We start from the raw sequence: 26,773 nt of genomic DNA, 5'->3' as shown, positions 1-26,773 counted from the left end.
TCTGATGCGGATGCCTTACATCCGATAGGCGATGGTATCGTTCCAGAACCGATCCAACCGCTGCAGGGCGCGGTTCATCTGCTTGAACTCTTCCGTGTTGATGCCGCCGACCTGCTCGATCGAGCCGACATGGCGCTCGTAAAGGCCGGCGACGACTTCCGCCACCTCATTGCCCTTCGGTGTCAGCGAAACCCGCACGGAACGGCGGTCGATGCGCGAGCGCTGGTGGTTGATGAAGCCGAGATCGACCAGCTTCTTCAGATTGTAGGAGACATTCGAGCCGAGATAATAGCCGCGCGAGCGCAGTTCGCCGGCGGTCAGCTCCGAATTGCCGATGTTGAACAGGAGCAGCGCCTGGATGGCGTTGATGTCGGAGCGGCCGTTGCGGTCGAATTCGTCCTTGATCACATCAAGCAGACGGCGATGCAGCCGCTCGACCAGCTGCAGCGATTCCATATACAGCGAACGGATCGCCTCGCGGCGGTCATCGGATACGTTGGCGGTCTTCGCCGCCGGACGCGAATTGATCATTGTCTTTGCCTCTCGTTTGTCGCCCGGTGATTTTTTGTTCTTCACCTTGATCGCGACACTATCGAATACTCATAAAATTCGACTTAAACGCCAAGGCTAACAAGAGCTTACCGGTAAGGGGTTTCGAAAGAGGCTTAACGGACGGTCACCCGAGCAAGGATAATTAACCTAAAGATTTAGCCAACGATCCTGGCCGGAATTGCTATCGCCGGGCTTGCCGTTTCTGGATCCAGATCACCACGCGGAACACGATGTAGAGCAGCGCCACCGCAACGTGCGAGGCGACGATCAGCGGCCGGTGGCCGAACAGCTCGGGGAAGCCGGCATACATAACGCTCTCGGTCACCGCGCAGATGAACCAGATCACCGGCCCCCAGGACGCCAGCATCCAGAGGCCGGCGGCAGCGAATGGAAAAAACACCGCCAGCACCACCGCCGCCACCTGCCAGTGCACCGGCATCAGGTCGAAGCGCCACAATGGGCCGGGGTAAAAGCCGATCAGCCGGATCCAGTACAAGATGCCGAACAGCAGGCAGTAGCCGGCGATGACGCGCTGGAACCAGGCGAAGATGACCTCGACCGTCGAGGGCTGCAGCACCACGCGTCTCGAGGCGACCTCGCTCACAGCTTCAGTTCCCGTTCGCCGAGCGGTGCGAAATAGGCGTCGACGTCGGCGGCGCTGACGTCATCGATGCCTGCCGGCCGCCATTGCGGCGTCGAGCCCTTATCGATGATGGCGGCGCGGATACCTTCATAGAAGTCGTGCCCGGCAAGCATGCGGTTGAGGATACGGAACTCCATTTTCATGCACTCGTCCATCGACAACGTCTGCCCGGCGCTGATCTGGCGCCATGCAACATGCAGGCTGGTCGGTGAACGGGTGCGGATGGTGGCCAGCGTCTTTGCCGCGAACTCATCGGCAGTGGCTGCCCGCTCCAGACTGGCGACGATATCGGCCAGCGACGGCTGCGCGAAATGCCGGGCGATGGCCTCCAGTGTCGGCCTGTCGGTCTCGCGCCTGGCCGGGATGAAGCAACCGCGCAGCACTGATTCCGGGTCGCCGCTTTCCGCCAGACGGTCGAGAAAGCCGGCCTGGTCCTCCGCCTTGATCGTATGGGTGGCGAGGCCCGACCACAAAGCGTCGCCATAGCGGATGCGGTTGCCGGTCAGCGCCAGATACATGCCGAAGCTGCCACCGAGATCCGGCAACAGATGGCTGGCGCCGACATCCGGGAAAAAGCCAATGCCGACCTCGGGCATGGCAAACTGGGCGTTCTCGGTCAGCACCCGCTGCGAGCCATGGAAGGAGATACCGACGCCGCCGCCCATGACGATGCCGTCGATCAGCGCGACATAGGGTTTCTTGATGCGGGCGATGCGGGCGTTCAGCCGGTATTCATCGACGAAGAAATCGACCGGAGGCTTTCCTGCGCGGCCGGCTTCGTAGATGTGGAGGATGTCGCCGCCTGCGGAAAACGCCCTGCCCTCGGCCTTGACGACGACAACGTCGACGCCGTCGTCGCGCTCCCAACTGCGCAGCGCCTTGTCCAGCGCCTTGACCATGCGGTGGGTCACGGCATTGAGCGCCTGCGGCCGCGTCAGCGTGACGACGCCGGCCCTGCCCAATCTTTCGAAGCGAATCTCGTCGCCTCCGCCAAAATCCATCGCCAGAGAATCCCTCCCCGCGCCCGCCGGGAGTGAAGTGCTAAAGCGTGGCGCATGGCCGCGTCAATGGCGGCGCCCAATCCGCTGCTTGGTCGTCGGCGTCACCCAGTGCTAATGCTGGCGCTTTGAACCGGAAGGTTGAACCATGCCTTGGTTGCCGCGCCTTGCTGTTGTGGTGGTCGGCCTGATCGCTGCGAACACTCCTCCCGTATCGGCCGAAACCGTCGACCAGCTCTATCAATCGCAGACCATCGTCACCGGCCAGGGCGAGGTCAACAGGCATATCGGTTTCAAGACCTGCCTCGATGCGGTGCTGGTTCGTGTGTCCGGCGATCAGCGGCTGCCGAAGAGAGCTGAGATGGCGGCGCTGCGCGACAAGGCCGGCAGCTTCGTTGCCGAATTCCGCTATCATGATCGTCTCGAAGGCATTCCGGTCCATGACGAACAGGGCACCCACGACCGACCGCACGATCTCACCTGCCTTTATAAGCCCGAAGTGATAGATCCCGTGCTTGCCGGGCTTGGCAGCAAGCCATGGCTTGCCGAGCGGCCACGCTTGGCGATTTTCCTCACCGCGGAGCAAGGCGCGAGACATTTCGCGCTGACCGCGGACGATCAGCGCGGAGCGGCGATGCGCGAATCCTTTGCCAATGCCACCGGTCCACTGGTCATGCGGATTGTGTTTCCCGCAGCGTCGCAGCTCTCCGCCTCAAAGCTGGACGACCGAAGCCTCAGCCATGCCGACATGGCGACATTGGACCAGCTTGCGAGGAAAGCCGGCGCCGACCAGGCGCTCGCCGGCAGCATCGTCTGGAGCGACAAGGAACTGGGCTGGATCGCCGATTGGCGGCTTGCCATGAAGGGCAAGAGCTACAAATGGCAAGTGCGCGGCGTCAGCTTCGACGAGGCATTCCGCGTCGCCATGCGGGGCGCGGCGCAGGTGTTGTCCGGCAACGGCGCGCCAGAGTAAGGTTTTGAACCAGCACTGGCACAATCGTGTCGCATTGGTCAGCGGGGAAGGCTCGTGGTAAAAGCCGCCGATCCGGAGTTTTTGCGATGAACAAATTCACCCCTGCAAAGCCTGCCGGCGCGCGCAGCGTCGACGAGATCACCGGCAGCCGGCGGCTGCGGCGCATGCGCAAGGCCGATTGGTCGCGCCGCCTTGTCCAGGAGAACCGGCTCTCGGTCGACGATCTGATCTGGCCGATCTTCGTCGTCGACGGCAGACAAGTGCGCGAACCGATCGCCGCCATGCCCGGCGTCTTCCGCCTGTCGCTCGACCTCGCCGTCAAGGAGGCCGAGCGCGCGGCCAAGCTTGGCATTCCGGCGATCGCCACTTTCCCCAATGTCGAGCTCGGCCTGCGCGATCAGACCGGTTCGCACATCCTCGATCCGGAAAACATCATCAACCGTGCCACCCGCGCCATCAAGCACGCAGTCCCGGAGATCGGCATCATCACCGACGCCGCGCTTGACCCGTTCACCTCGCATGGCCATGACGGCATCTTGCGCGAGGGCATTATCGTCAATGATGAAACGGTGGAGCAAATGACGGCGGCGGCCGTCATCCAGGCGGCGGCAGGGGCCGACATCATTGCCCCCTCGGACATGATGGACGGCCGGATCGGTGCCATCCGCGATGCGCTGGACGCCAATGGGTTTCAGGATGTAGCGATCATGTCCTATGCGACCAAGTTCGCATCCGCCTTTTACGGCCCCTATCGTGAGGCGGTCGGCACCGCCGGCCTGCTCAAGGGCGACAAGAAGACCTATTACATCGACCACGCCAATTCCGACGAAGCGGTGCGCGAGGCCGAGCAGGATCTCGCCGAGGGCGCCGACATGCTGATGGTCAAGCCCGGCCTGCCCTATCTCGACATCATCCGGCGGCTGAAGGACGAGTTGCAGATGCCGACCTTCGCCTATCAGGTCTCGGGCGAATATTCGATGATCAAGGCCGCCGCCGCCAATGGCTGGATCGATGGCGAAAAGGCGATGCTGGAATCGCTGCTCGCCTTCAAGCGCGCCGGCTGCGACGGCATCCTGACCTATTTCGCGCCTGAAGTGGCGGCGATGCTGAGGGGGTGATGCGCCTTTGTAGCGTCTACATCGAGTAGCGCTCCTTCGTCCAAAACGCGACATGGCCGCCGCAGGACAATCGCTTCAGGCTTACGCTGCCCCTCATTGCCCTGCCGGGCATTTCTCCCCGTAAAGTGACCGGGAGAAAGACGCGTTCGCAAAAGATTTCGCCAATCTCCAGCGTTGCAAAGCATCGCCGACGTTGCGGCCAGCCCCTTCGCCCCGTCACTATGCGGGGAGAAGCTGCCGGCAGGCGGATGAGGGGCGGCGCCGACATTGAGATTGGTTATTCCAACATGATTTGGAAGTGATCGCCCCACCGGCGATTCAAAATACCGCTTGCAAAATGCAATCAGTTAAGCTACCCCGATGACTGCTTGCATCTCACAATTGGTTATCGAGGAGGCTCTCATGTCCAAACTTCGCGTCAGCGCTTTCACCCTGTCGATCGACGGCTTCGGCGCCGGTCCCCACCAAGACCTGAAGAATCCGCTGGGTATTGGCGGGGAAGCCCTGCACGAATGGATGTTCGGCACCCGCACCTTCCGCACGATGGTCCTCGGCAAGGATGGCGGGACCACGGACACTGACGAGGCGTTCGCGGCACGCAGCTTCGAAAATGTCGGCGCATGGATCCTCGGCCGCAACATGTTTGGGCCGATCCGCGGCGAATGGCCGGATGACAGGTGGAAAGGCTGGTGGGGTGACAACCCACCCTACCATGTGCCGGTCTTCGTGCTCACGCACCATCCACGTGATCCCATTGTCATGGAGGGCGGCACGACCTTCTATTTCGTGACCGACGGCATCCACTCAGCGCTGCAAAAGGCGAAAGCAGCGGCTGACGGCAAGGACGTACGGCTCGGCGGCGGCGTCGCCACGATCCGGCAATATCTCCAGGAAAAGCTCATCGACGAAATGCATCTGGCGATCTCACCGGTCCTGCTAGGCGCCGGCGAGAGCCTTTTTGCCGGCATCGATATGCCCAAGCTCGGCTATCGCTGCAGCGAGCAGGTCGCGACGCCGAAGGCCACGCATGTCATCATCGAGCGCACCTAGCTTGTTGCAGGGCGCCGCCACGGAGGCAGCGCCCTCCTGCCGCTTTAGTCAGTACTTCTCCGGCACATACAGTTCGCGCGGCAGTACCTGGCGCTCGTATTCGGGATTGAAGACGCGCTCCGGCAGCGTGATCTCCTCGTGCGGCACCTCCTCATAGGGCATTTGCTTGAGGAGATGGTCAATGCAGTTCAGCCGTGCCCGCTTCTTGTCGTTGCCCTCGACGATGAACCACGGGGCTTCCGGGATATTGGTGCGGGCGAAGGTCTCTTCCTTGGCCTTGGTGTACTGCTCCCAGCGCACGCGCGACTGGAGGTCCATCGGTGATAGTTTCCATTGCTTCATCGGGTCGTGGATGCGCATCAAAAAGCGCATCTGCTGCTCCTCGTCGGTGATCGAAAACCAGTATTTGACGAGCGTAATGCCTGAGCGGACCAGCATGCGTTCGAAATCCGGAACGTCGCGGAAGAACTCCTCGACCTGATCCGGCTGGGCAAAGCCCATTACCCGCTCGACGCCCGAGCGGTTGTACCAGGAGTGGTCGAACAGCACGATCTCGCCGCCGGCCGGCAGATGCGGAACGTAGCGCTGGAAATACCATTGCGACTTCTCGCGCTCGGTCGGCGCCGGAAGTGCTGCGACGCGGCAGATGCGCGGATTAAGCCTCTGGGTGATGCGCTTGATAACGCCACCCTTGCCCGCCGAGTCGCGGCCCTCGAAGACCACGACGAGCTTCTTCTTGTGATAGGCGACCCAGGATTGCAGCTTGATCAATTCGGATTGCAACGTGATGAGATCGCGAAAATACTGCAGGCGGTCGATCGATGGCGGATGCGCATTCTTGTAGATCTTGGCGATCTCCATCGACAGCGCCGGCTCCGAGATTTCCAGCTCATAGTCTTCATCGAGCGTGTCGGCGAGTTCCGCTTCCAGCCAGTCCCTGGCCGGGGAATTCTGTTTTATCTCGGTCATTTGCGCTGCTCCGCTTACAGGCCTTGCCGGCCGCTGTCAGGCGCTCTGCCGCCCGGCCCGGCGGCCGGAAATCGAAGCGCTGGACCGATGTTAGTATAGGCCGGCAATGACGGTTTTATTGCAGCCACTACTGCGCTGGCTGTGCGTTCAATCCGGAAGATGTGATCGATGTTGCCCTGTAACACGGGGCGACAAGCGGAACGAATTATCCTACAAATGCCCGGTTCATTCAGGGCTGTCGTTTGCAACGCCCTTTCCCGATAAATCGTGAGGATACGACATGGAATACCGCACTCTCGGCCGTTCCGGGCTGAAGGTTTCGACGCTGACAATGGGCACCATGACGTTCGGCGGCGGCGGCGCGTTTTCGGCGGTCGGCAAGACCGATCTCGACGAGGCGCGCCGGATGATCGACCTTTGCATCGATGCCGGCGTCAATGTCATCGACACCGCCAACGTCTATTCGAACGGGGTGTCGGAAGAGATCATCGGCGAGGCGCTCGGCGGCAAGCGCAAGGGCGACGTGTTGATCGCCTCCAAGGCGCGCATGCGGATCGGCAAAGGCCCCAATGATGAAGGCCTGTCGCGCTACCATTTGGTCCGCGAATGCGAAAGGAGCCTTAAGCGGCTCAGGACGGATGTCATCGACATCTATTTCCTCCACGAGTGGGATGGCCTGACACCGCTTGAGGAAACCATCGCCGCGCTCGACACGCTGGTCGCGCAGGGCAAGGTCCGTTATGTCGGCTGCTCCAATTATTCCGGCTGGCAAGTTATGAAGGGGCTGGGGATCAGCGACCGTCATCACCAGCCGCGCTTCGTCACACAGCAGATCCATTACACGCTGGAAGCGCGCGAGGCCGAATATGAATTGTTGCCGATCTCGGTCGACCAGGGGCTCGGCGTGCTGGTCTGGAGCCCGCTTGCCGGCGGGTTGCTGTCCGGCAAATACCACCGTGACCAGCCGACTGCCCGCCAGCTCAGTGGCTGGTCGGAACCGCCGATCCGCGACGAGGACCGGCTGTGGCGGATCGTCGACGTGCTGATCGATATCGGCAAGAACCACGGCGTGTCGGCGGCGCAGGTGGCGCTTGCCTGGCTGCTTGGCCGGCCCGCCGTCAGTTCGCTGGTGATCGGCGGACGAACCGAAGCGCATTTCAAGGACAATATCGCCGCTGCAAGCCTGGTGCTCGGCGACGAGGAGCGCACACGCCTCGACGTGGTCAGCAGGCCGCCCGTGCTCTATCCCTACTGGCACCAGCAATTCACGGCAAAGGACCGGTTCGGGCCCGCCGATCTCGTCCTCGACCGGGACGGCGCCTGAAAAAACGCCCTGAAGCGGGGCTCGCCGGACTGCGCCGAGATATGGAGCCTATCGTGCCTTGCGGTGTTGTGTTTGCGGCCCAATGCTCCTAGGCAAAGGCCAAGCACAATGAAAGGAAACGATATGGCACGAGCACCGAACTACGGTCAGGAACGCAAGGAACGCGACCGGCAGAAGGCTGCCAAGAAGGCGGAAAAGCAGGCTGCCAAGGTCGCGGCCAAGGAGCGCTCGAAGCCCGAGGGCGAAAGCGAGCCCCAGACCAACACCGAAACGGCCGAGGGATGATATCAGGCCTGTCAGGCGGTCCGGGCCTCGGTCAAATCCCGCTATGCCTCAGGCGGGCGCCTTGTCGCTGACGAAGACGTTCACTTCACGAGCGGCGGCAATGAAGGCCCGTCTTGCGTTCATGGCCGGCTTGTCGCCGGCCAGCGCATCATGACAGGCTTGCAACGCTTCGCGGTGCTTGGGGCTGCGCTTGCCGGGCCAATTGTTGAGGAGGTAGTCGGAAGCCTCGCGGGCCGTACGCAAGAGCTGATTGCTTCCCGCCGCGCCCTTGACGGTCACGGGTGTGTCAAATCGGTTGTTTTCCATCGCCGCTCTTACGCCATCGGCATTTGCGAAGCGAGGCCGAAAGTAGCTTTCTTCGCTCATCTGCCCTTTTTCGTCATCAATGGCCGTGGATCCGAACTCAAGCGACGACGGCAAATCCCCTGGCGCGGAGGCCGCGCCGGTCGTTGCGCAGCGAGGTCACCAGCCGGTCGCGGCTGCCGATGATATGGGCTGAAAGCAGGCGGGCGGCGCTATCGGCATCGCCGGCCCGCACCGCCGACAGAATGGCATGGTGTTCGGCCCAGGCACGGCCGAGCGCTGCCTCGTCGCGAACCTCGAGCCAGCGGGCGCGCGACAGGCGGGTCATCGCGTCGCGAACCGCTCTGAACAGGAACTCGTTGCCGGATAGACGCGCCAACTCGATATGAAAATCCATGCCGACGCGATGCCATTCCTCGCGCGGCGTCTTGTCGTCGCAAGAATCGAGCATCGCCTCGATGATTTCGACGGCACTTCTGTCCTGCAAGGTGCAAGTTAGTCTGAGTGCCGCGACCTCGACCGCCTCGCGATAGACGGCGATCTGCTCGAGTTCAGCAAGATTGATGGGCGAGACCGTCCAGCCGCGGCCGTCGCGGCAGATCAGGCCTTCGGTCTCGAGCCGCAGCAATGCCGCCCTGACCGGCGTGCGCGAGGCGCCGAAGCGGCTTTCGACCCAGCGCTCCGTCAGCCGCTCGCCGGGACCGATCTCGAGCCCGAGGATCATCTCGCGAAGCCGCTTTTCGACGTTCTGCATCTGCGACATTGGCGTTCCGTTTAGGTCATTTGTTCCGGCAATCGGGTCACTGGCCAGCGTTGGCCGATCACGCCGGCCTTTGTCGATCATGTTTGAGAGGCCCGCATTGACAGCGACGGGGCTTGCGTTCATGACAGATACCAGCTTGGTATCCCAAATCGGTATCCGCAGCAAGTTTTATGCAGGCTGGCCGGACAGGACATGACATGTCGCAAGACGCCACCCTCGCCACGCACAACGTCCACTGGCGTCGCAATCTCGCCGTGTGTTTTGCCGGCTCGTTCAGCACGCTTGTAGCGATGACGCTGCTGTTGCCCTTCCTGCCGCTTTACGTCGAGCAGTTGGGCGCCGAGGGCCACGCGGCGATCGTCCAGTGGTCGGGCATTGCTTACGGCGCCACCTTCCTTGCTGCCGCGCTGGTCGCGCCCTTGTGGGGGCGGCTAGGCGACCGCTACGGCCGCAAACTGATGCTGGTGCGCGCCAGTTTCGGCATGGCGCTGTGCATGTCGCTGACCGGCATGGTGCAGACCGTCTGGCAATTGGTGCTCTTGCGCCTGCTGATCGGCTTTGCCGGCGGCTATTCTTCGGGCTCGACCATCCTGGTTGCCATGCAGACGCCGAAGGATCGCTCCGGCTGGGCGCTGGGCGTGCTGTCGGCCGGAATCACGGCCGGTGCCCTGGTCGGTCCGCTACTCGGCGGCGCGCTGCCGCCGCTGATTGGCATCCGGGCCACATTCCTGCTCGCCGGCGGCGTCATTTTCCTGGCCTTTCTGGCAACCACCTTGCTGATCAAGGAGGCCCCTCGCCCGGTTGCCGCCAAGGCCGCGTCAGAAGAAAAGGCGAAAGGCGGCTGGTCGCAGATTCCCGACAAGCGCCCCGTCGTCGCCATGCTGGCGACAGGCATGCTGTTGAGTTTCGCCACCATGTCGATCGAGCCGATCATCACCGTCTATGTCCAACAGCTCATCGAAGATCAGAGCCAGGTCACGCTTGTCTCCGGCATCGTCATGTCGGCGGCAGCGCTCGGCGCCATCCTGTCGGCGTCGCGGCTCGGCAAGCTCGCCGACCGTATCGGCCACTGGAACGTCATCGTTGCCTCACTCGCAGTCTCGGCGCTGCTCTTGATTCCGCAGGCCTTCGCCACGCAAGGCTGGCAGCTCGTCGGCCTGCGTTTCCTGATGGGCCTGGCGCTTGGCGGTCTTTTGCCCTGCATCACCAGCGTCATCCGCCACAATGTGCCCGACGGCGTCGGCGGCAATGTGCTGGGCTTGTCGATCTCGGCGCAATATGTCGGGCAGGTCGCCGGGCCGTTGCTCGGCGGCTTCGCCGGTGGCCATTTCGGTATGCGCTCGGTGTTTCTCGGCACATCCGTTCTGATGGCGGGCGGAGCGGCCTATAACTGGCTGGTCCAGTCGCGCCGCGAACGCGACATGCTGGCGGAAGCCGGCAAATCCTGACACGGTTCGCGGCACTATCTCAGGCGGTCGCCAGGAATCACGGAGGCGTGGAAATGAGCACGGATGAACACGCGGCAGGCGGCCGCATTCTGGTTCTTGCCGGCGGCCTATGCGGCGCAACCGGCGTGGCGCTTTCGGCGGCGGCGGCGCATCTCGGCGGCGCTTTCGTCGGTACGGCCGCGTCCTTCCTGCTCATGCATGCGCCGGTCTTCCTTGTCGTCGGGCTGCTCGGTGGAAATAGCATCCTGCAAACCGGAAGCCTCATCCTTCTCGTCGGGCTTCTGCTGTTCTCGGGAGATCTTCTGGCCCGCGACTTCCTTGGCTCGCGGCTGTTCCCGATGTCGGCGCCGATCGGCGGCACGTTGCTCATCGGCGGCTGGCTGGTGATGGCCGCCTCGGCGCTGGTAGGCCCGCGCCGCCATTGATGCGGCAACCAATGGCGGCCGCTGCTCTTTCGCCAGCCGCCCTCGATCCACGAGCTCTGTCTTGCCAGCTCAGTCTCGCGGACCTTCGGGCCGGACTTGGCCGTCGCGTTTGGTCGTCTTGACTACACGCCGTCGCTCCGGCCGTTCGGTGGCCGGCGATATGCCCCAATAATTGCGATAGATGTCTTCGAACAGATGCTTGATCGGGTGCATGGCTTAATCTCCTTTTTGAATCGATCCAATCAGCGGGCACAAAAAATAGGCCGCCGATCAGCTCCGCTTGCGTCCTACGAGGAAACGCAGGTCGCGAATCCACGGACCGGTCCTGTCGCGCCCCTTACGGGCCTCCGCGCTCGAGCGGATGATCCAGTCGTTCCGGTAAATGTCCTCGAACAGATAATTGACGGGGTGCATGGCACTCTCCTCTTGTATCGATCCAACCCGCAGCCGGAAAAACGCTCTTGGATCGATTCAAAGGATAGGCATCGCGCCATAGATGTCAAGCAAAAATTTGAATCGATCCAACGAAGGTGTTAGGTAATTAGCGATACTGTTGGACAGGAGTCCTGGAGACAAACAAATGGCATCACTCACCGAAGGCGGCAGGAGACCCATCCGGCTGGCGGACATCGCCAAAGCCGCGGGCGTATCGCACGGCACTGCCTCCAATGTCTTCAGCCGTCCCGAAATCGTGCGCGAGGAAGTCCGCGAGCGGGTCAAGGCGGCGGCCGACGCGCTGGGCTACGCCGGCCCGGATCCCAAGGGCCGCCTGCTGCGCGCCGGCAAGGTCAATGCAATCGGCGTCGCCACAACCGAGCCGCTGTCCTATTTCTTCGACGACCCCTTTGCCCGCGTGATGATGGCCGGCATCTCGGAAGCCTGCGACGCCACCGGCGCGGGAATAGCCCTCGTGTCGGCTGGCAACGAGGAAAAACTTGCCTGGAATATCCAGAGCGCCCTCGTCGACGGCTTCATCCTGTTCTGCATCGAGGGCGGTCCGCGTCTCGTTGAGCTGACGCGCGAACGAAAGCTCCCCTTCGTCGCGCTCGAGCTCGGCTCGCAGGACGACACGGTCTCCGCGATCAGTATCGACAATGTTGCCGGCGGCCGGCTCGCGGCGCGCCATCTGGCGGAACTTGGACATCGCCGCTTCGCGGTGTTGTCGCTGGCCTTCGCCGACGACAGCACCGGTCTTGTCTCGCCCGAGCAGGTCCGGACGGCAACCTATACCGGAACCCGTGACCGCCTCCTCGGCTATTTCGAAGAGCTTTCCCGGTTCGGTGTCGATACCGCCAAGGTGCCGGTCTACGAGACCGAAAACGACAAGGCGAGCACAAGGGCTGGTCTCGAAACCATCTTCGCCTCGGCGGAACCGCCGACCGCCATCCTGGCGATGTCGGACCGGATCGCAATGGTGGCATTGGAATGGCTCAACGCACGGGGCATCGCGGTTCCCCGCGATGTTTCCGTCGTCGGCTTCGACGGCGTGCCTGAAGCCGCAATTTGCGAGCCTCCGCTCACCACCATCGCCCAGCCGATCGCCGAGATCGGCCGCCGGGCGGCGCGAAGAATCCTCGACTTCGACGGCACGGTGCGGCGAGAAACGCTCGACGTCGAACTTGTCGTCAGGGCATCGTCCGGACCGCCGCCGAGCATAGCTTGAGGCCGGCAGATCGACCGTCCAGGTCTATCGGTTCGCTTGTGCGGCCATCGGCCCGATTTCAAAAGACGAGCGGGCCGCCTCGTTGCGGACCGGCTTGCCCTTGCCGGACCAGCCGATGGCGGACAGCCACTCCAGATAGAAGGCGAGCGCGAACTGCATGGCAATGCCGGCGGCGAGCAGCAGACTGTCATAGGCAATGCCGCCCGGGTTGATCAGCTTCATCACCTGCGCCGCCATGGCAATCACCGTGCCGGCAATGAAAACCGGCAGCGAGCGTTTGCCCAATATGGCGAGCGGATTGTCGCGGCCGGTGCGGAACAGGTTCGAGACGAAAGGCAAGGCGACGACCAGATAGCTCATCGCCAGGATGTGCAGCAGCCGCGGCAACGACAGGAACGTCTTGTCGAAACCGGTCAGCACCACCGGCAGGTCGAGCCACGACACATGCCCCCACAACGGGCTGTGCACCCAGACGAGCGCCGTCAGCACATAGGCGGCCGCCGCGCCGACCAGCCAGCGATTGACCGGGATGGTGCCGCCGCGCCGCACATGCAACACGCTGGCCATGCCGATATTGAACAGCAATTGCCATGACAGCGGATTGAGGAACCAAAACCCGGGCTCCGGGTAATTCGGCGGCGCGATCTGGTAGATTCCGGCGACCAGCCAAAGCGCTGCGGATGCGGCAAGCGCCGCCAGTGGCCGATAGCTGATGAACAGCAGGAAGGCCGGCGCCATCAACAGCAGCGCCGCATAGACCGGCAGTATGTTGTTGTAACCGAGCTGATGGCCGAGTGTGACGATACCGACCAGGACTTGTGGTGGGTTCCTGACGAGCGGCTCGATGTTGATCAGGGTCAGAAGGTCCGGCCGTCTCGCAAACACCGCCGCTGCGCAGAAGATAGCCATGACCACCATCGTCGTGACGATGTGGGTGACATAGAGCACGCCGGCGCGGCGCCACATCTTCAGCGTTGCAACCAGCCGGTTTCCTGGCTGGAATTTGGTGCCGTAGGCAAGAGCGACGGACATGCCGGAGATCAGCACGAAGGCCTCGGCCGCATCCGAAAACCCGAAATTCTTGTAGGTGAGGGTTTCGAAAACGGTGCCCGGCACATGGTCGATGAATATGGTCAGGAGGGCGAGAGCCCGGAACACGTCAATACGCGTATCGCGTCCCGGCGAAACTGGCATGGTCATCGATAAAAGGCCTTAAAGCTGGTTGTTGATGCTCGGCAATGCGACCACCCGGCGCACACTGCTTCGATCCCTCCCGCGGGGATTATATCGGCAAAGAAACGGACTGAAATGCGCCCGGTTCAATCAACTTTCGCGGAGCTTGAAAATATTCCGTTTTGAAGCCGGCAAATTAATGAAAGTAACGCGAAATCAAAAGGATGTGGCTATGGCCGAGGAGAGCCTCGAAGCCGGTATTTTGCAGGAAAATTCAGGCTTTTTCTACCGGCTCCTTAGACCCGCCAATTTACCCGGTGACTGGCTGTTCCTGTTGCATGGATCGGGTGTAGACGAGACGACCTTGCTGCCGCTTGGTCGGCAAATCGCGCCGCACGCGGCACTGGTTGCGGTCCGTGGCCGCATTCCTCAGGAGGACGGGTTCCGTTGGTTTACGCGAATCACCCCGACGCGTTTCGAACAGGCCAGCATCCGTGCTGAGGCGGACGCATTCGCGGGCTTCGTCGACGGCATCGCGAAGCGCCGCCGCTTCGATCTCAGCCGCGCGACCTTTCTCGGTTATTCGAACGGCGCCAACCTTGTCTCAAGCGTCATGCTGCTGCATCCAGGCCTGATCCAGCGCGCCGCATTGCTGCGTCCGATGCCGGTGCTCGACTCGGTGCCGCCGACCGACCTGTCGAAGGCGCGGGCGTTGATCATCGCCGGCGCCGCCGACCTGACCTACGCGCCTTTTGCGCCGGTGTTGGCTGCTCTACTGACCTCGCATGGCGCCAAGGTCGAGGCCCACACCATTGCCTCTGGCCATGAAATCGGCGATCCGGACGCCGAGATCGTCAGGCAATGGCTGGCGGATCCTGCAGTCGCCGTTGCAGCGTCAGATCGATGAGCCTCGAGGCTACCCTCGCCCCATGCGGTTCCAGGCGTCCAGCCCGGCGATCTTGTAGGCTTCGGCCAGCGTCGGATAGTTGAAGGTGTTGTTGACGAAGAAGTCGACAGTGCCGCCGAGATTGATCACCGCCTGACCGATGTGGATGAGCTCGGTCGCGCCCTCGCCGACAATATGGGCGCCGAGCAGACGGCGTGTTTCGATCGAGAACAGAAGCTTCAGGAAGCCGGTGTTGACGCCCATTATGTGGCCGCGCGATGTCTCGCGAAACCGCGCCACGCCGACCTCGTAGGCAGCACCACTCTCGCGCACCTGCTCCTCGGATTGGCCGACGGTGGAGATTTCCGGCACGGCGTAGATGCCATAGGGAAAGGTTTCGGGCGGCGGCGGCAAGGGCACGCCGAAGGCATGGCAGGCGGCCACCCTGCCCTGCTCCATCGAGGTCGAAGCCAGGCTCGGGAAGCCGATGACATCGCCGGCGGCATAGATGTTGGGCGCGCTGGTCTGGAAGGTGTGCGGATCGACCTTGATGCGGCCCCTGGGATCGGCCTCGATGCCGACCGCTTCCAACCCCAGGCTGCCGACATTGCCGGTACGCCCTGCAGCGTAGAGCACGATCTCGGAACGGATGGTGCGGCCGTCGGCCAGCGTCACCTCGGCGCAATCGGGTTTCGAGGCGATCTCCTTGACGGCACTGCCTAATCTGATCGTCATGCCGCGATCGCGCATCTGATGGATGAAGTCGTCGACGATCTCGCGGTCGACGAAATCCAACATTGTGTTGCGCGGCTCGACCAGCGTCACTGGAACGTCGAGCGCCGAAAAGATCGTCGCATATTCGACGCCGATAACGCCGGCGCCGATCACCGTCAGCGTGCGCGGCAGGCGGTCGAGTTCCAGCATCTCGTCGCTGTCGAAGATCCGTGTCTTGTCGAACGGCACGTCGCGCGGCCGGTGCGGCCGGGTGCCGACCGCGATCAGCGCATGGGCGAAGCCAACCTCGCTGTAGTCGCCGGTGTCGGTGGTCAGGCTGACCTTGTTGGGGCCGAGGAATTTTACCGCGGCGCGCGCGCTCTTGACCGTGTTGCGCATGAACTGGTGCTGCAGCACCTCGACCTCATGGTCGAGCGTCTTGTGCAGGCGCTCGACCAGATCGCCGACCGAAATATCCTGCTTGACCCGGTAGCCGCGTCCATAAAAGCCGCGCTCACGCCAGCCTGAGAGGTTGAGCACCGTCTCGCGCAACGTCTTCGACGGTATGGTGCCGGTGTGCACCGACACGCCGCCGAGACGCCGGCCTCTGTCGACCACCAGCACCGATTTGCCGAGCTTGGCCGACTGCACCGCGGCGCGGCGCCCGGATGGGCCGCTGCCGATGACCAGCATGTCGTAGTCCATGTCGCCCCGTCCCCTCGGCTCGGCGCCCTTTGTTGCGCCGCAGCAAGCTAACGCTATCCGCGCCATGAATTCAACAAGTCAGACTGCACCAGGCACTCCATCACCATCTACACGGCGGCGAAAGGCTCGATCTTGATTCCGCCGCGAACCTTCACCATTTCACCAAGAAGCGGCCCCGTGCATTAACCCGGGTTCGACTACGAGGAAATGACATGAACGCTCGCGTTCTCGACGGCGAAATCATCACCAGCAGGCTCGAAGATGTCCGCGCCTATGAGGGCGTGCGCACGCGGCGCATTCTCGCCTTCGTCATCGATTATTTCATCGTCGCGCTGCTCACCATTCCATTCGCGATCCTGGTGTTCTTGTTGGGGCTGTTGACGCTCGGCCTCGGCTGGATGCTGTTTTCCATTCTCGTGCCGGCCGTCGCCATCCTCTACATCTGGAATACGCTCGGCAGTAAAGACCAGGCCACCACCGGCATGAAGATGATGGGCATCCGGCTCGACCGGCTCGACGGCAGCCCCATCGACGGGCTGACCGCCGTTGTGCATTCGGTGCTGTTTTGGGCCGGCAATGTCATCCTCTCGCCGCTGGTCCTGCTGGTGAGCCTGTTTTCCGATCGCAAGCGCACGCTGCACGACCTGCTGCTCGGCACCGTCGTCAGCCGCAGCGGCCGCTGAGCAGACTTTTGAAGCGCGGCCGCAGCCTTTGCGCACAAATGTGAAGACATCCAATTACCCAGGCTTTCACAATCCTGTTGAATTTTTCGGCGTCCGCGCCAAAGGTAGAACGATTCGCAGGAGTGTTTCCAAGGCTCGATGACGCAGCACCCGACCCAGTCGCCGCAGTTCTTTCTGACCGCGCCCTCGCCGTGTCCCTATCTCGAGGGCCAGTTCGAGCGAAAGGTGTTCACACACCTGGTCGGCGACAAGGCCCCGGAGATGAACGATCTGTTGACGCAGGGCGGGTTCAGGCGGTCGCAGAACATCGCCTACAGGCCGGCTTGCGAGACCTGCCGCGCCTGTGTGTCGGTGCGCATCCTGGCGCAGGAATTCACCGCCAGCCGCAACATGAAACGGGTCATACAGCATAATTCGGATCTGGTCGGCGCCATGCACGACGCCGAACCCTCCACCGAACAGTATTCCCTGTTCCGCAGCTATCTCGACGCCCGCCATCGCCGTGGCGGCATGTCCGATATGACCGTGCTCGACTACGCCATGATGGTCGAGGATACCCATGTAGACACAAAGGTCATCGAATACCGTCGCCGCGGACCCGACAGCTTCATCACCGGCAAGGGCCAGGGCGAGCTGATCGCCGTGGCGCTTACCGACAAGATGGCCGATGGCCTGTCGATGGTCTATTCCTACTTCAACCCGGATTTCGAGGACCGTTCGCTCGGCACCTTCATGATCCTCGACCACATCGCCCGCGCCAGGGCGATGGGCCTGCCCCATGTCTACCTAGGCTACTGGGTCAACGGCTCGCGCAAGATGAATTATAAGATGCGCTTCCAGCCGCAGGAGCATCTCGGCCCGAAAGGCTGGGAACGCTACAATCACGAAGCGGTTTCGCGCTGATTCCTGCTTTCGGTATTCACTCTTAAATTGTTTCGACGAGGATGCCGCTGGGTTTCTGGCCGATTGGCTGGAAGCCCGGGCGGGTCAATTTTGCGCCTCCAAGCCCATCGCGAGAATTGCCGCATGTCTTCTCACAACGACCACCAGAGAGGCCTTCTGATCACCGCCATCGGTGGGCTGACGCTGACCGTCGACATTCCGCTGATCCGGCTCGCCGACGGCGAGGCATGGACGATCCTGCTGTTGCGCACCGGCACGACCTTCGTCGCCACGCTGATCATCTGGGCCGTCTGGCGTTCGCTGAGCGCAAAGGCACCGCAGCTTGTGCCGGGCTGGTCAGGGCTCATCGTTGCCGGCCTCTACGGGCTCGGCTCGATCGCCTTCATCACCGGCGTCTACAACACCTCGACCGCCAACCTCGTTTTCATCCTGGCCTTCACAACCATGTTCGCGGCCCTTTTGTCATGGCTGTTCCTGAAGGAGAGGCCACGGCCGCTGACGCTTGCCGCGCTGGCATTGATGATCGTCGGCGTCACGATCATTGTCGGCGATTCCGTTGGAACCGGACATCTCTTCGGCGACTTGATGGCGCTATGCTCGGCTTTCATGATCGCCGCGGCCATCACCATCTCGCGCGCCAGCGGCAAGGATATGGGTTTCACGGCGCTGATCGGAGTGGTCCTGCCGCTGGCCGTCGCCGCCCTGATGGTTTCCAAGGTGGGTTTTCACGTCAACGCACCCTGGTGGATCATCTTCAACGGTGCCGTCATCATGCCGATCTCGTTCTTTTGCCTCGCCAACGGCCCGAAATACATCTCCGGGCCGGAAGTGGCGATGTTCTACCTGCTCGAAACCGTGCTGGCGCCGGTCTGGGTGTGGATGATCTTCGCCGAAACACCGTCGCGCAATAGCCTGATCGGGGGCGCGATCCTCATCGTCACCTTGATCGGCCATTCGCTCTGGCAGTTGCACGAGGGGCGCAAGCGCCGCGCCATGTTCGCCGTCAGTCACCCGGCCTGATTCTTTTTCGCGGCGGCGCGTTCGGCGACAATTTCGATCTGCGGCGGTGCGTCATCCTGCTCCGCCGGTTCGGCGGCAGCGAGTTCATCGGTCAGTTCCACCTCGCGCAGCCACTCGCGCCAGATTGCGACCAGCAGCGCCATCAGCACCGGGCCGATGAACAGGCCGAGAAAGCCCATCGTCTTGACTCCGCCGATCAGGCCGAAAAAGGTTGGCAGGAAGGGCAGCTTTATCGGCCCGCCGACCAGCTTCGGGCGCAATGTCTTGTCGACGATGAAGAGTTCGACCGCGCCCCAGATGAACAGTGCCAGCCCGGCCATCGGCGAGCCGCTGGCCGCGAGATAGATCGAGACAAGCGTGAAGGACAGCGGCGCGCCGCCGGGGATCAGCGCCATGATGCCGGTCAGCGCGCCGAGCGTCACCGGCGACGGCACCCCGGCCAACCAGTAAGCGATACCCAGCACCAGCCCTTCGCCGATGGCGATAACGGTCATGCCGGTCACCGTCGAGGAGATCGTCGCCGGCACCACGCGTGAAATCCGTTCCCATCTGGCCGGCAGGATGCGTTCGCCGAGGCGATCGACCTGTCCAGCGAAATGCTCGCCGTCGCGATAGGCGAAGAACAGCGCGATCATCATGAACAGCAGCGTCAGCAAAAGGCCGAAGGCGCTGCCGCCGGCGGCAAGCACGCCGCGATAGATGCTGCCGATATTGGCGCCGCTGATCAGCTGGATCAGTTCGCCGATACCGCCGGGGTGGCCAACGTTGACCGTCCATTGTTCATTGAGCCATTCGCCCACCACGGGCATGGTGGCGATCCAGTGCGGCGTCGGCGCACCATAGCGATTGGTCTCGATGGCCCAGCTGACCCATTCGCGCACCTCATTGATGGCGTAGGTGCCGGCAAGCGCGATCGGCACCACCAGGAAGGTCAGGATGAACAAGATCGCAAGCGTCGCGGCGATGGTGCGGTTGCCGCCGACGCCAGCGAGCAACCGCCGATAGAGCGGCCAACTGGCGAAAGCGATCACCAGGGCGGCAAGGACCGGGAACAGGAAGCCGTGGAAGAAATAAACGCCAGCGGCGACGATCAGCACCAGGAGCCAGCGCGCCGCCGACAGCGGCGGAATGACAGCGGCCCTGAGCGGCGTCGACAGGCCAAACAGGCGCTGCTGCCGCTCCGGCTTCTGTATCCCGACTTCCTTCAAGCGCCCAACTCTCCCTGGCCCATCGCATCGCTTATGCACTGATATAGTGCAGCAATCGTGACGACATTCCAAATGTTTGGGTGGAGCTGCTAATCTCCCCCCTTGAGGAGAGATGTCGCCGAAGGCGACAGAGGGGGTCGGGTCGTCCTGACGCTACCCTTACCACGAACAAAGGAGGCTGGCGCTTCATGCGCGGGGACCCCCTCTGGCCTGCCGGCCATCTCCCCCTCAAGGGGGGAGATTACCGCTTCACCCGAACTTGCCAGTTCTCGGGAAACCCTTCGGCACCATGCGACCGGCCGAGGCGCGGGCACCGATCCATTCGGCAAGCTCGTCACGCGATTTGGTGAAGGTGCGGTCTGCCGAATCCTGCCAGGACAGGCCACTTGCGAGCGTGAAGGTCTTGAGGTCGAGGACACCGCCATCCTTGTACTTCTGCAGGCGCACGCCCTTGCCGCGCCCCATCTCCGGGATCTCGGCCAGCGGGAACACCAGCATCTTGCGGTTCTCGCCGACAATGGCGAGATGGTCGCCGGCGACGCTCACGCAGCGCTGGGCCTCGTCGGGCGCCTTGACGTTCATCACCTGCTTGCCCTTGCGGGTGTTGGCGACGACTTCTTCTTCCGGCACGATGAAACCGTTGCCGTCATGCGACACCAGCAGCAGCTTGCGCTTTGGATCATGGACGAAGGCGGTGACGATATCCTGGTCGTTGTCCATGTCGACGATGATGCGGATCGGCTCGCCATGGCCACGCCCACCCGGAAGCCGGTCGGCGCCGATCGTGTAGAACTTGCCGCCGGTGGTGAACACCAACACCTTGTCGGTCGTCTGGGCGTGGAAGGCGAGCTTGAGGCTGTCGCCTTCCTTGAAGGTCAGGGCCGAGTGGTCGGTCAGATGACCTTTCATGGCCCTCAGCCAGCCCTTTTCCGACACGACGACGGTGACCGGCTCGCGCTCGATCATGGCGTGGGCGATATCGGTCAGGTCATGCTCGGGTGCGTCGGCGAACTCGGTGCGGCGCTTGCCGATCTCGGTCTCGGGCCCGTATTTCTGGCGAACGTTGGCGACTTCCCACTTGATCGTCGCCCATTGCTTGGCGTCGGACGCAAGCAGTGCCTCGATCTGCTTCTTCTCGCCGGTCAGGCCATTGAATTCCTCGCGGATTTCGAATTCCTCGAGCTTGCGCAGCGCTCTCAGCCGCATGTTGAGGATGGCTTCAGCCTGGGTGTCGGTGAGTGACCAGCGCGCCATCATCACTTGCTTGGGCTCGTCCTCCTCGCGGATGATCCTGATCACCTCGTCGATGTTGAGGTAGGCGATCAAATAGCCGGCGAGGATCTCCAGCCGCCTTTCGATCTCGCCGAGACGGTGCTTGGAGCGGCGGATCAGGACGTCGCGGCGGTGCTCCAGCCATTCCTTGAGCACGCCTTTCAGCGACAGCACGTTCGGCACCTTGCCGCGCGACAACACGTTCATGTTGAGCGGAAAGCGGCTTTCGAGCTCGGTCAGCTTGAACAGCGATTCCATCATGATGCCGGGATCGACCGAGCGGCTCTTCGGCACCAGCACAACGCGGATGTCCTCGGCGCTCTCGTCGCGGATATCCTCGAGCAGCGGCAGCTTGCGCGCCATCAAGAGCTCGGCGATCTTTTCGATCAGCCTGGCTTTCTGGACGCCGTAGGGGATTTCGGTGACGACTATGTTCCAGGTGCCCCTGCCCTGGTCCTCCTGGCTCCATTTCGCCCTGACGCGGAAACCACCGCGGCCGCTCTCATAGGCTTCGAGGATCGAGGCGCGGCTGTCGACGATGATGCCGCCGGTCGGAAAGTCCGGCCCCTGGACGAAATCCATCAGCTTGGTGACGGGCGCATCCGGGTGATCGATCAGGTGAAGCGCGGCGTCGCAGAGCTCGGCCGCATTGTGCGGCGGGATCGAGGTCGCCATGCCGACGGCGATGCCGGACGAGCCGTTGGCGAGCAGGTTCGGGAAGGCGCCGGGCAGCACCGCCGGCTCCTCGTCTTCCTCGTTGTAGGTCGGGCGGAAATCGACCGCGTCCTCGGTGATGCCTTCCAAAAGCAGCGTCGACACTTCGGTCATGCGCGCTTCGGTGTAGCGCATGGCGGCGGCGTTATCGCCGTCGATATTGCCGAAATTGCCCTGCCCGTCGACCAGCGGGTAACGCATCGAAAAATCCTGCGCCAACCGCACCAATGCGTCGTAGATCGACTGGTCGCCATGTGGATGGAACTTGCCCATCACCTCGCCGACGATGCGGGCGCATTTGGCAAAGCCCTGGTCGGGGTTAAGCCGCAGCAGGCGCATGGCATGCATGATGCGACGATGCACCGGCTTCAGCCCGTCGCGCACGTCCGGCAGTGCCCGGTGCATGATGGTCGACAGCGCGTAAGCGAGATAGCGCTCTTCCAGCGCCTTCTTCAGATCGACCGGCTCGATATTGTCGCCGCCGCCACTCTCGGGCGGCAAAAGCCTTTTTCCCATGGGCTGGCACTAGCCGAGCGGGTGATTCGCGGCAAGAGGCACCGGTATGCGTCCTCCTAAAGCGCGTCGCGTTCGACCGGCCTCATGCGACGCTTTAGGTTTGTTTTGATGCATGTCGTTATCGCAAAACTGCTGCACATTTTTGCGCGACATCCATTATGAAACAGGAATTGGAAGCGTCACGACGCCGGCCAACATCAACCCGTTACATCCTGCTTCTATCGCAAGCCTGATGGATCGGGTTTGCCTTTGGCCGCGATTTTCGATCATTGTGCCGAGGCCCGCCTTTTTCCGGTCCAGTTCGTCACCGAATGGTGACGACGCGACGATTTGAAAAGAATTTCAGGACACTCTCAGGGGAGCTCTCGATGACGATCAGACACTCGACACTTATTAAGAGACTGGCTTTTTCGACCTTTTTGCTGACGCTGCCACTGAATGCGGCATTCGCGCAGGATACCGCGGTCGCCGACCGGCTGAAGGCTGCCCTCGCCGCCCAAGGCGTCGACCTCTCCTGGACCGGAGTAACCGGCGATACTTCCAGCATGGTTCTGCAAGGCGTAGCGGTCAAACCGGCGGCCGAAAAGGAGGCGCTGAAGATCGGCGACGTCAAGCTCGAAGGTGTGACCGAAGCCAACGGCGGCTATCAAATCGCGACCGTATCGACGTCGCCGTTCGAACACAGCGAGGATGGCGTCACGCTCAATCTCAGCCCCTTCGTCATTCACGACATGACGGTTCCGGCCGAAGGCGCAACCGGTCCGCTGGGCTCGCTGATGATGTACAAATCGGCCGAGCTCGACAACATGACAGTCAAGGTCGCCGACAAGACTGCCTTCTCGATGGACGGGCTTGCCATCGCAATCACGCCGCCGGCCGACGGCAAGGCCATGGCGTTTTCCGGCACCACGGAAAAATTCGCTGCCGACCTGACACTGGTCGAAGATCCGAAGTCCAAGGAAGTCATCAACGCGCTCGGCTACCAGAACATATCAGGCAATCTTGAGATGGAAGGCACCTGGCAGCCTACCGACGGCAGGATGGACTTGTCGAAATACGAAATATCCGTCGACAATGCCGGCACGCTCGGCATGACCTTCGATCTCGGCGGCTACACGCTGGATGTCATCAAATCGATGCAGGAGATGCAGAAGAAGATGGCGTCGCAGCCGGAAGGCGCCGACAATTCGGCGCAAGGCATGGCCATGCTCGGGCTGCTGCAGCAGCTTTCGTTCAACGGCGCCTCGATCCGCTTCGACGACGATTCGCTGACCAAAAAGGTGCTCGATTATGCCGGCAAGCAGCAAGGCATGTCCGGCAAGGACATCGCCAACCAGGCCAAGGCGATCGTGCCATTCGGCATGGCGCAGCTCAACAATCCGGAACTGACGGCGCAGGTTTCGGCGGCGGTCAACAAGTTCCTCGACGATCCGCAAAGCATCGAGGTCTCGGCCGAGCCGTCGGCAGCGGTGCCGTTCGCGCTGATCATGGCGGGCGCTATGTCCAACCCGCTCGACCTGCCGAAAACGCTCGGCGTGACGGTTACGGCGAACGAAGACTGATAGAGCTTCCAAGCAAAAGCCCGGCAGCGATGCCGGGCTTTTTTATGAATCAACATCGGTTCGGAGTGTTTCCTAAACCTCTTTCTTCGTTGCCACGACGCGCAGCGACAATTCGCGAAGCTGCTGCGGGCTGGCTTCCGACGGCGCGTTCATCAATAGGTCGTAGGCCTGCTGGTTCATCGGAAACATGGTCACTTCGCGCAGGTTCCTTGCGCCGACCAGAAGCATGACGACACGGTCGATGCCGGCCGCCATGCCGCCATGCGGCGGGGCGCCATACTGGAAGGCGCGGTAAAGGCCGCCGAAGCGCTCCTCGACCGTTGCGCGGTCCAGCCCGACGGTTTCGAACGCCTTGACCATGGTTTCGGGCAGATGGTTGCGGATGCCGCCTGAGGCGATCTCGAAACCATTGCAGACCATGTCGTACTGGAACGCCTTGATGCCGAGCAGATCCTCGCCGTTAAGCGCATCGATGCCACCTTGCGGCATCGAGAACGGATTGTGCGCGAAGTCGATCTTCTTCTCCTCCTCGTTCCATTCGAAGAACGGGAAGTCGACGATCCAGCACAATTCGAAGCGGTCGCGGTCGACAAGATTGAGCTCCTCGCCGGCGCGGCTGCGCGCCGCTCCCGCGAAGGAGACGAATTTCTTCGGATCGCCGGCGACGAAGAAAGCGGCATCGCCATCGGCAAGGCCGAGTTGTTGGCGGATCGCCTCGGTGCGCTCCTCGCCGATGTTCTTGGCCAGCGGCCCGGCGCCTTCGAGCTTCTCGCCCTCCTTGCGCCAGAAGATGTAGCCCAGCCCTGGCTGGCCCTCGCCTTGCGCCCATGAGTTCATGCGGTCGCAAAAGGCGCGAGACCCGCCGGTTTTCGCTGGAATAGCCCAGACCTCGGCCTTCGGATCGTTGGCAAGGATGTTGGCGAACACCTTGAAGCCGGAATCGCGAAAATGATCCGACACGGCCTGCATTTCGATCGGGTTGCGCAGGTCCGGCTTGTCGGTGCCGTATTTGCGCATGGCGACATCATATGCGATACGCGGAAACTTCTGCGTCACCGGCTTGCCGGCGGCAAAGGTCTCGAACACCCCCCGCATCACCGGCTCCATGGTGGTGAACACGTCCTCCTGCTCGACGAAGCTCATCTCAACGTCGAGCTGGTAGAATTCACCCGGCAGACGGTCGGCGCGCGGATCCTCGTCGCGGAAGCACGGCGCAATCTGGAAGTAGCGGTCGAAGCCGGACACCATGATCAGCTGCTTGTACTGCTGCGGTGCCTGCGGCAGCGCGTAGAAAGTGCCGGGGTGAATGCGCGACGGCACCAGAAAGTCGCGCGCCCCCTCCGGCGACGAGGCGGTCAGGATCGGCGTCGAGAATTCGGTGAAGCCGACCTCGCCCATCAGCTTGCGCATCTCGGCGATGATTTTCGTCCGCGCCACGATATTCTTGTGCAGCGTGTCGCGGCGCAGATCGAGGAAGCGGTATTTGAGGCGGATGTCCTCCGGGTAATCCGGCTCGCCGAAGACAGGCAGCGGCAATTCCCTGGCGGCCGACAGCACCTCGATCTCGCGCGCGAAAATCTCGATCTCGCCGGTCGGCAAATTAGGGTTCACGGTGTCGGCGAGGCGTGCCTTGACCTCGCCGTCGACGCGGACGACCCATTCGCCGCGCAGCGTCTCGGCAATCTTGAAGGCCGGCGAATCCGGATCGGCGACGATCTGCGTCAGGCCGTAATGGTCGCGCAAATCGATGAACAGCAGGCCGCCATGGTCGCGCACGCGATGCACCCAGCCCGACAGGCGAACGGAGGAACCGACGTCGGCCTTCCTCAACTGGGCACAGGTATGGCTGCGGTAACGATGCATTGTCATTCTTAAAGTCCGGATGTTGGGTTGCGGCCGAGGCATGATGGCCCAGCCTGAAAATTTGCGCGAAAAGCACATGAGAGGGTGCATTTGTCAAGGCAAGCGGCGCACGGGTCGATTTCGCGTTTCTTCCCGCCCCTGCCCCACCAGCATCAATTTATCCCAGAGGCCTCAATCCTAATTCGCTGCTCTGTGCGCCAGTTCAACTATCCACCTTATCCCTTGACCCCGCCCGCCGTGAGGCCGGAGACGATCTTGCGCTGGAAGATCAGGACGAGGATGACGAGCGGCACGGTGACGATCACCGATGCGGCCATGATGTTGCCCCACGGGATCTCGAACTGCGAGTTGCCGGAGAGCAGCGCGATCGCGACCGGCACGGTTCGCTGCTCGTTGCTGGAGGTAAACGTCAGAGCGAACAGGAACTCGTTCCACGCACCGATGAAGGCGAGAAGCCCGGTGGTCGCCAGCGCCGGCCACATCAGCGGCAGGAAGACGCGGCTGATGATGATCCAGGGCGTGGCGCCATCGAGGATCGCCGCTTCCTCCAGCTCGATCGGCAGGTCGCGAACGAAGGCGGTGAGCACCCAGACGGTGAACGGCAAGGTGAAGATCATGTAGGACAAGATCAGCGCGAACGGCGAATTGTAGAGGCCGAAGGTGCGGATCAACTCGAAAAGACCGGCAAGCACCGCCAATTGCGGGAACATCGAAACGGACAGGATAGTGAGGAGCAGAGCCGAGCGGCCGCGGAAGCGGATGCGCGCCAGCGCATAAGCGGCGGTAACGCCGAGAAACAGCGAAATGACGACAACGGCGCTCGAGATGAACAGCGAGTTCACGAGGTTGCGCAGGAAGGTCCCCTCGGTGAATACGGTCCTGTAGTTGCTGAAGGTAATCGTCGTCGGCCAATAGTCGATCTGGAAGAGTGCCGTCCCGGATTTCAGGCTGGTGATGATGGCGTAGTAGAACGGGAACACCGCGACGACGACGATGACGGCGACGAGGAGGTAGAAAGCCGTGCGCTTGACGATCCACAT

General features: G+C 62.3%; 27 protein-coding genes. 13 read left to right on the top strand and 14 right to left on the bottom strand.

What is annotated here, in order from left to right; genetic code table 11:
• Positions 1-15 precede the first annotated feature (15 nt).
• From ldtR to NKJ40_RS07375, 3 genes are all read right to left on the bottom strand, one after another.
• Positions 16-531 carry a transcriptional regulator LdtR gene (gene ldtR / locus NKJ40_RS07385; RefSeq protein WP_023674486.1) on the bottom strand — a complete coding sequence of 172 codons (516 nt, stop codon included), beginning with the start codon at positions 529-531 and terminating at the stop codon, positions 16-18.
• 202 nt (positions 532-733) lie between these two features.
• Positions 734-1,156: a DUF6163 family protein gene (locus NKJ40_RS07380; RefSeq protein ID WP_352465527.1), complete on the bottom strand. Its 423-nt coding sequence runs from the start codon at positions 1,154-1,156 to the stop codon at positions 734-736.
• Positions 1,153-2,196: an enoyl-CoA hydratase/isomerase family protein gene (locus tag NKJ40_RS07375; RefSeq protein WP_352465526.1), complete on the bottom strand. Its 1,044-nt coding sequence runs from the start codon at positions 2,194-2,196 to the stop codon at positions 1,153-1,155. Before NKJ40_RS07375 ends, NKJ40_RS07380 begins: the two co-directional genes overlap by 4 nt.
• Positions 2,197-2,341: 145 nt before the next feature.
• Between NKJ40_RS07375 and NKJ40_RS07370 the strand changes: the two genes are divergently transcribed.
• The 3 genes from NKJ40_RS07370 to NKJ40_RS07360 all read left to right on the top strand — a co-directional run bounded on the left by NKJ40_RS07370 (position 2,342) and on the right by NKJ40_RS07360 (position 5,334).
• Positions 2,342-3,166, top strand: coding sequence for a DUF8605 domain-containing protein (locus NKJ40_RS07370; RefSeq protein ID WP_352465525.1), 825 nt, complete (start codon positions 2,342-2,344; stop codon positions 3,164-3,166).
• 86 nt (positions 3,167-3,252) lie between these two features.
• Entirely contained in the window at positions 3,253-4,284 is a 1,032-nt protein-coding gene (gene hemB, locus NKJ40_RS07365) for a porphobilinogen synthase (RefSeq protein ID WP_352465524.1), read from the top strand.
• A 402-nt stretch (positions 4,285-4,686) separates the two neighbouring features.
• The gene (locus NKJ40_RS07360) at positions 4,687-5,334 is read left to right on the top strand and encodes a dihydrofolate reductase family protein (RefSeq protein WP_352465523.1); all 648 of its coding nucleotides are present in this window, start codon (positions 4,687-4,689) and stop codon (positions 5,332-5,334) included.
• A 48-nt stretch (positions 5,335-5,382) separates the two neighbouring features.
• Here NKJ40_RS07360 and ppk2 read toward each other — a convergent pair whose 3' ends face one another.
• Positions 5,383-6,303 carry a polyphosphate kinase 2 gene (gene ppk2, locus NKJ40_RS07355; RefSeq protein ID WP_352465522.1) on the bottom strand — a complete coding sequence of 307 codons (921 nt, stop codon included), beginning with the start codon at positions 6,301-6,303 and terminating at the stop codon, positions 5,383-5,385.
• A 280-nt stretch (positions 6,304-6,583) separates the two neighbouring features.
• On the opposite strand from ppk2, the gene NKJ40_RS07350 reads away from it, so the two are divergent.
• Positions 6,584-7,627, top strand: coding sequence for an aldo/keto reductase (locus NKJ40_RS07350; protein ID WP_352465521.1), 1,044 nt, complete (start codon positions 6,584-6,586; stop codon positions 7,625-7,627).
• A 123-nt stretch (positions 7,628-7,750) separates the two neighbouring features.
• Entirely contained in the window at positions 7,751-7,912 is a 162-nt protein-coding gene (locus NKJ40_RS07345; RefSeq protein WP_352465520.1) for a hypothetical protein, read from the top strand.
• Between the two features lie 48 nt (positions 7,913-7,960).
• Here the strand turns inward: NKJ40_RS07345 and NKJ40_RS07340 are convergent, their stop codons facing one another.
• Both NKJ40_RS07340 and NKJ40_RS07335 read right to left on the bottom strand, forming a co-directional pair.
• A complete protein-coding gene (locus NKJ40_RS07340) occupies positions 7,961-8,218 on the bottom strand; it encodes a DUF982 domain-containing protein (protein WP_023674477.1) in 258 nt (85 codons plus the stop codon).
• Between the two features lie 97 nt (positions 8,219-8,315).
• Entirely contained in the window at positions 8,316-8,978 is a 663-nt protein-coding gene (locus NKJ40_RS07335) for a GntR family transcriptional regulator (RefSeq protein WP_352465519.1), read from the bottom strand.
• 197 nt (positions 8,979-9,175) lie between these two features.
• Between NKJ40_RS07335 and NKJ40_RS07330 the strand changes: the two genes are divergently transcribed.
• Both NKJ40_RS07330 and NKJ40_RS07325 read left to right on the top strand, forming a co-directional pair.
• Positions 9,176-10,426 (top strand): multidrug efflux MFS transporter, encoded by a 1,251-nt coding sequence (locus NKJ40_RS07330; protein WP_352465518.1) that lies wholly within the window; start codon positions 9,176-9,178, stop codon positions 10,424-10,426.
• 53 nt (positions 10,427-10,479) lie between these two features.
• Positions 10,480-10,851 carry a DUF423 domain-containing protein gene (locus NKJ40_RS07325; protein ID WP_352465517.1) on the top strand — a complete coding sequence of 124 codons (372 nt, stop codon included), beginning with the start codon at positions 10,480-10,482 and terminating at the stop codon, positions 10,849-10,851.
• Between the two features lie 69 nt (positions 10,852-10,920).
• Here the strand turns inward: NKJ40_RS07325 and NKJ40_RS07320 are convergent, their stop codons facing one another.
• Positions 10,921-11,064, bottom strand: a complete 144-nt coding sequence (locus NKJ40_RS07320; RefSeq protein WP_352465516.1) for a hypothetical protein — start codon at positions 11,062-11,064, stop codon at positions 10,921-10,923.
• A gap of 57 nt (positions 11,065-11,121) precedes the next feature.
• Complete coding sequence (locus NKJ40_RS07315; protein ID WP_352465515.1) at positions 11,122-11,265, bottom strand: hypothetical protein; 144 nt, start codon at positions 11,263-11,265, stop codon at positions 11,122-11,124.
• A 166-nt stretch (positions 11,266-11,431) separates the two neighbouring features.
• On the opposite strand from NKJ40_RS07315, the gene NKJ40_RS07310 reads away from it, so the two are divergent.
• The gene (locus tag NKJ40_RS07310; RefSeq protein WP_352465514.1) at positions 11,432-12,514 is read left to right on the top strand and encodes a LacI family DNA-binding transcriptional regulator; all 1,083 of its coding nucleotides are present in this window, start codon (positions 11,432-11,434) and stop codon (positions 12,512-12,514) included.
• 24 nt (positions 12,515-12,538) lie between these two features.
• On the opposite strand, the gene NKJ40_RS07305 is transcribed toward NKJ40_RS07310, so the two are convergent.
• A complete protein-coding gene (locus NKJ40_RS07305; protein WP_352465513.1) occupies positions 12,539-13,714 on the bottom strand; it encodes an OpgC family protein in 1,176 nt (391 codons plus the stop codon).
• 28 nt (positions 13,715-13,742) lie between these two features.
• Between NKJ40_RS07305 and NKJ40_RS07300 the strand changes: the two genes are divergently transcribed.
• The gene (locus NKJ40_RS07300) at positions 13,743-14,594 is read left to right on the top strand and encodes an alpha/beta hydrolase (RefSeq protein ID WP_352465512.1); all 852 of its coding nucleotides are present in this window, start codon (positions 13,743-13,745) and stop codon (positions 14,592-14,594) included.
• Positions 14,595-14,603: 9 nt separating this feature from the next.
• Here the strand turns inward: NKJ40_RS07300 and sthA are convergent, their stop codons facing one another.
• Positions 14,604-15,992 carry a Si-specific NAD(P)(+) transhydrogenase gene (sthA, locus tag NKJ40_RS07295; protein WP_352465511.1) on the bottom strand — a complete coding sequence of 463 codons (1,389 nt, stop codon included), beginning with the start codon at positions 15,990-15,992 and terminating at the stop codon, positions 14,604-14,606.
• Between the two features lie 212 nt (positions 15,993-16,204).
• Here sthA and NKJ40_RS07290 point away from each other — a divergent pair, with 212 nt between their 5' ends.
• From NKJ40_RS07290 to NKJ40_RS07280, 3 genes are all read left to right on the top strand, one after another.
• Entirely contained in the window at positions 16,205-16,675 is a 471-nt protein-coding gene (locus NKJ40_RS07290) for an RDD family protein (protein ID WP_352465510.1), read from the top strand.
• Between the two features lie 138 nt (positions 16,676-16,813).
• Positions 16,814-17,578: an arginyltransferase gene (locus NKJ40_RS07285; RefSeq protein WP_023717252.1), complete on the top strand. Its 765-nt coding sequence runs from the start codon at positions 16,814-16,816 to the stop codon at positions 17,576-17,578.
• A 123-nt stretch (positions 17,579-17,701) separates the two neighbouring features.
• Positions 17,702-18,598: a DMT family transporter gene (locus NKJ40_RS07280; protein ID WP_352465509.1), complete on the top strand. Its 897-nt coding sequence runs from the start codon at positions 17,702-17,704 to the stop codon at positions 18,596-18,598.
• Here the strand turns inward: NKJ40_RS07280 and NKJ40_RS07275 are convergent.
• Together NKJ40_RS07275 and parC are read right to left on the bottom strand one after the other, a co-directional pair.
• Positions 18,586-19,806, bottom strand: coding sequence for an AI-2E family transporter (locus NKJ40_RS07275; protein WP_352465508.1), 1,221 nt, complete (start codon positions 19,804-19,806; stop codon positions 18,586-18,588). The two genes, NKJ40_RS07280 and NKJ40_RS07275, sit on opposite strands and share 13 nt — an antisense overlap.
• 249 nt (positions 19,807-20,055) lie before the next feature.
• Positions 20,056-22,308: a DNA topoisomerase IV subunit A gene (gene parC / locus NKJ40_RS07270; RefSeq protein WP_352465507.1), complete on the bottom strand. Its 2,253-nt coding sequence runs from the start codon at positions 22,306-22,308 to the stop codon at positions 20,056-20,058.
• Positions 22,309-22,676: 368 nt separating this feature from the next.
• On the opposite strand from parC, the gene NKJ40_RS07265 reads away from it, so the two are divergent.
• Entirely contained in the window at positions 22,677-23,870 is a 1,194-nt protein-coding gene (locus tag NKJ40_RS07265; RefSeq protein WP_352465506.1) for an aq_1923 C-terminal domain, read from the top strand.
• 72 nt (positions 23,871-23,942) lie between these two features.
• Here the strand turns inward: NKJ40_RS07265 and aspS are convergent, their stop codons facing one another.
• A complete protein-coding gene (gene aspS / locus NKJ40_RS07260) occupies positions 23,943-25,733 on the bottom strand; it encodes an aspartate--tRNA ligase (RefSeq protein WP_292656234.1) in 1,791 nt (596 codons plus the stop codon).
• Between the two features lie 215 nt (positions 25,734-25,948).
• Complete coding sequence (locus tag NKJ40_RS07255) at positions 25,949-26,773, bottom strand: carbohydrate ABC transporter permease (protein WP_352465505.1); 825 nt, start codon at positions 26,771-26,773, stop codon at positions 25,949-25,951.

Source organism: Mesorhizobium sp. M0119 (assembly GCF_040322615.1).
GTDB lineage: Bacteria > Pseudomonadota > Alphaproteobacteria > Rhizobiales > Rhizobiaceae > Mesorhizobium.
Note: the sequence above shows the minus strand (reverse complement) of the source record. Positions and strands in the feature narration are given on the sequence as shown.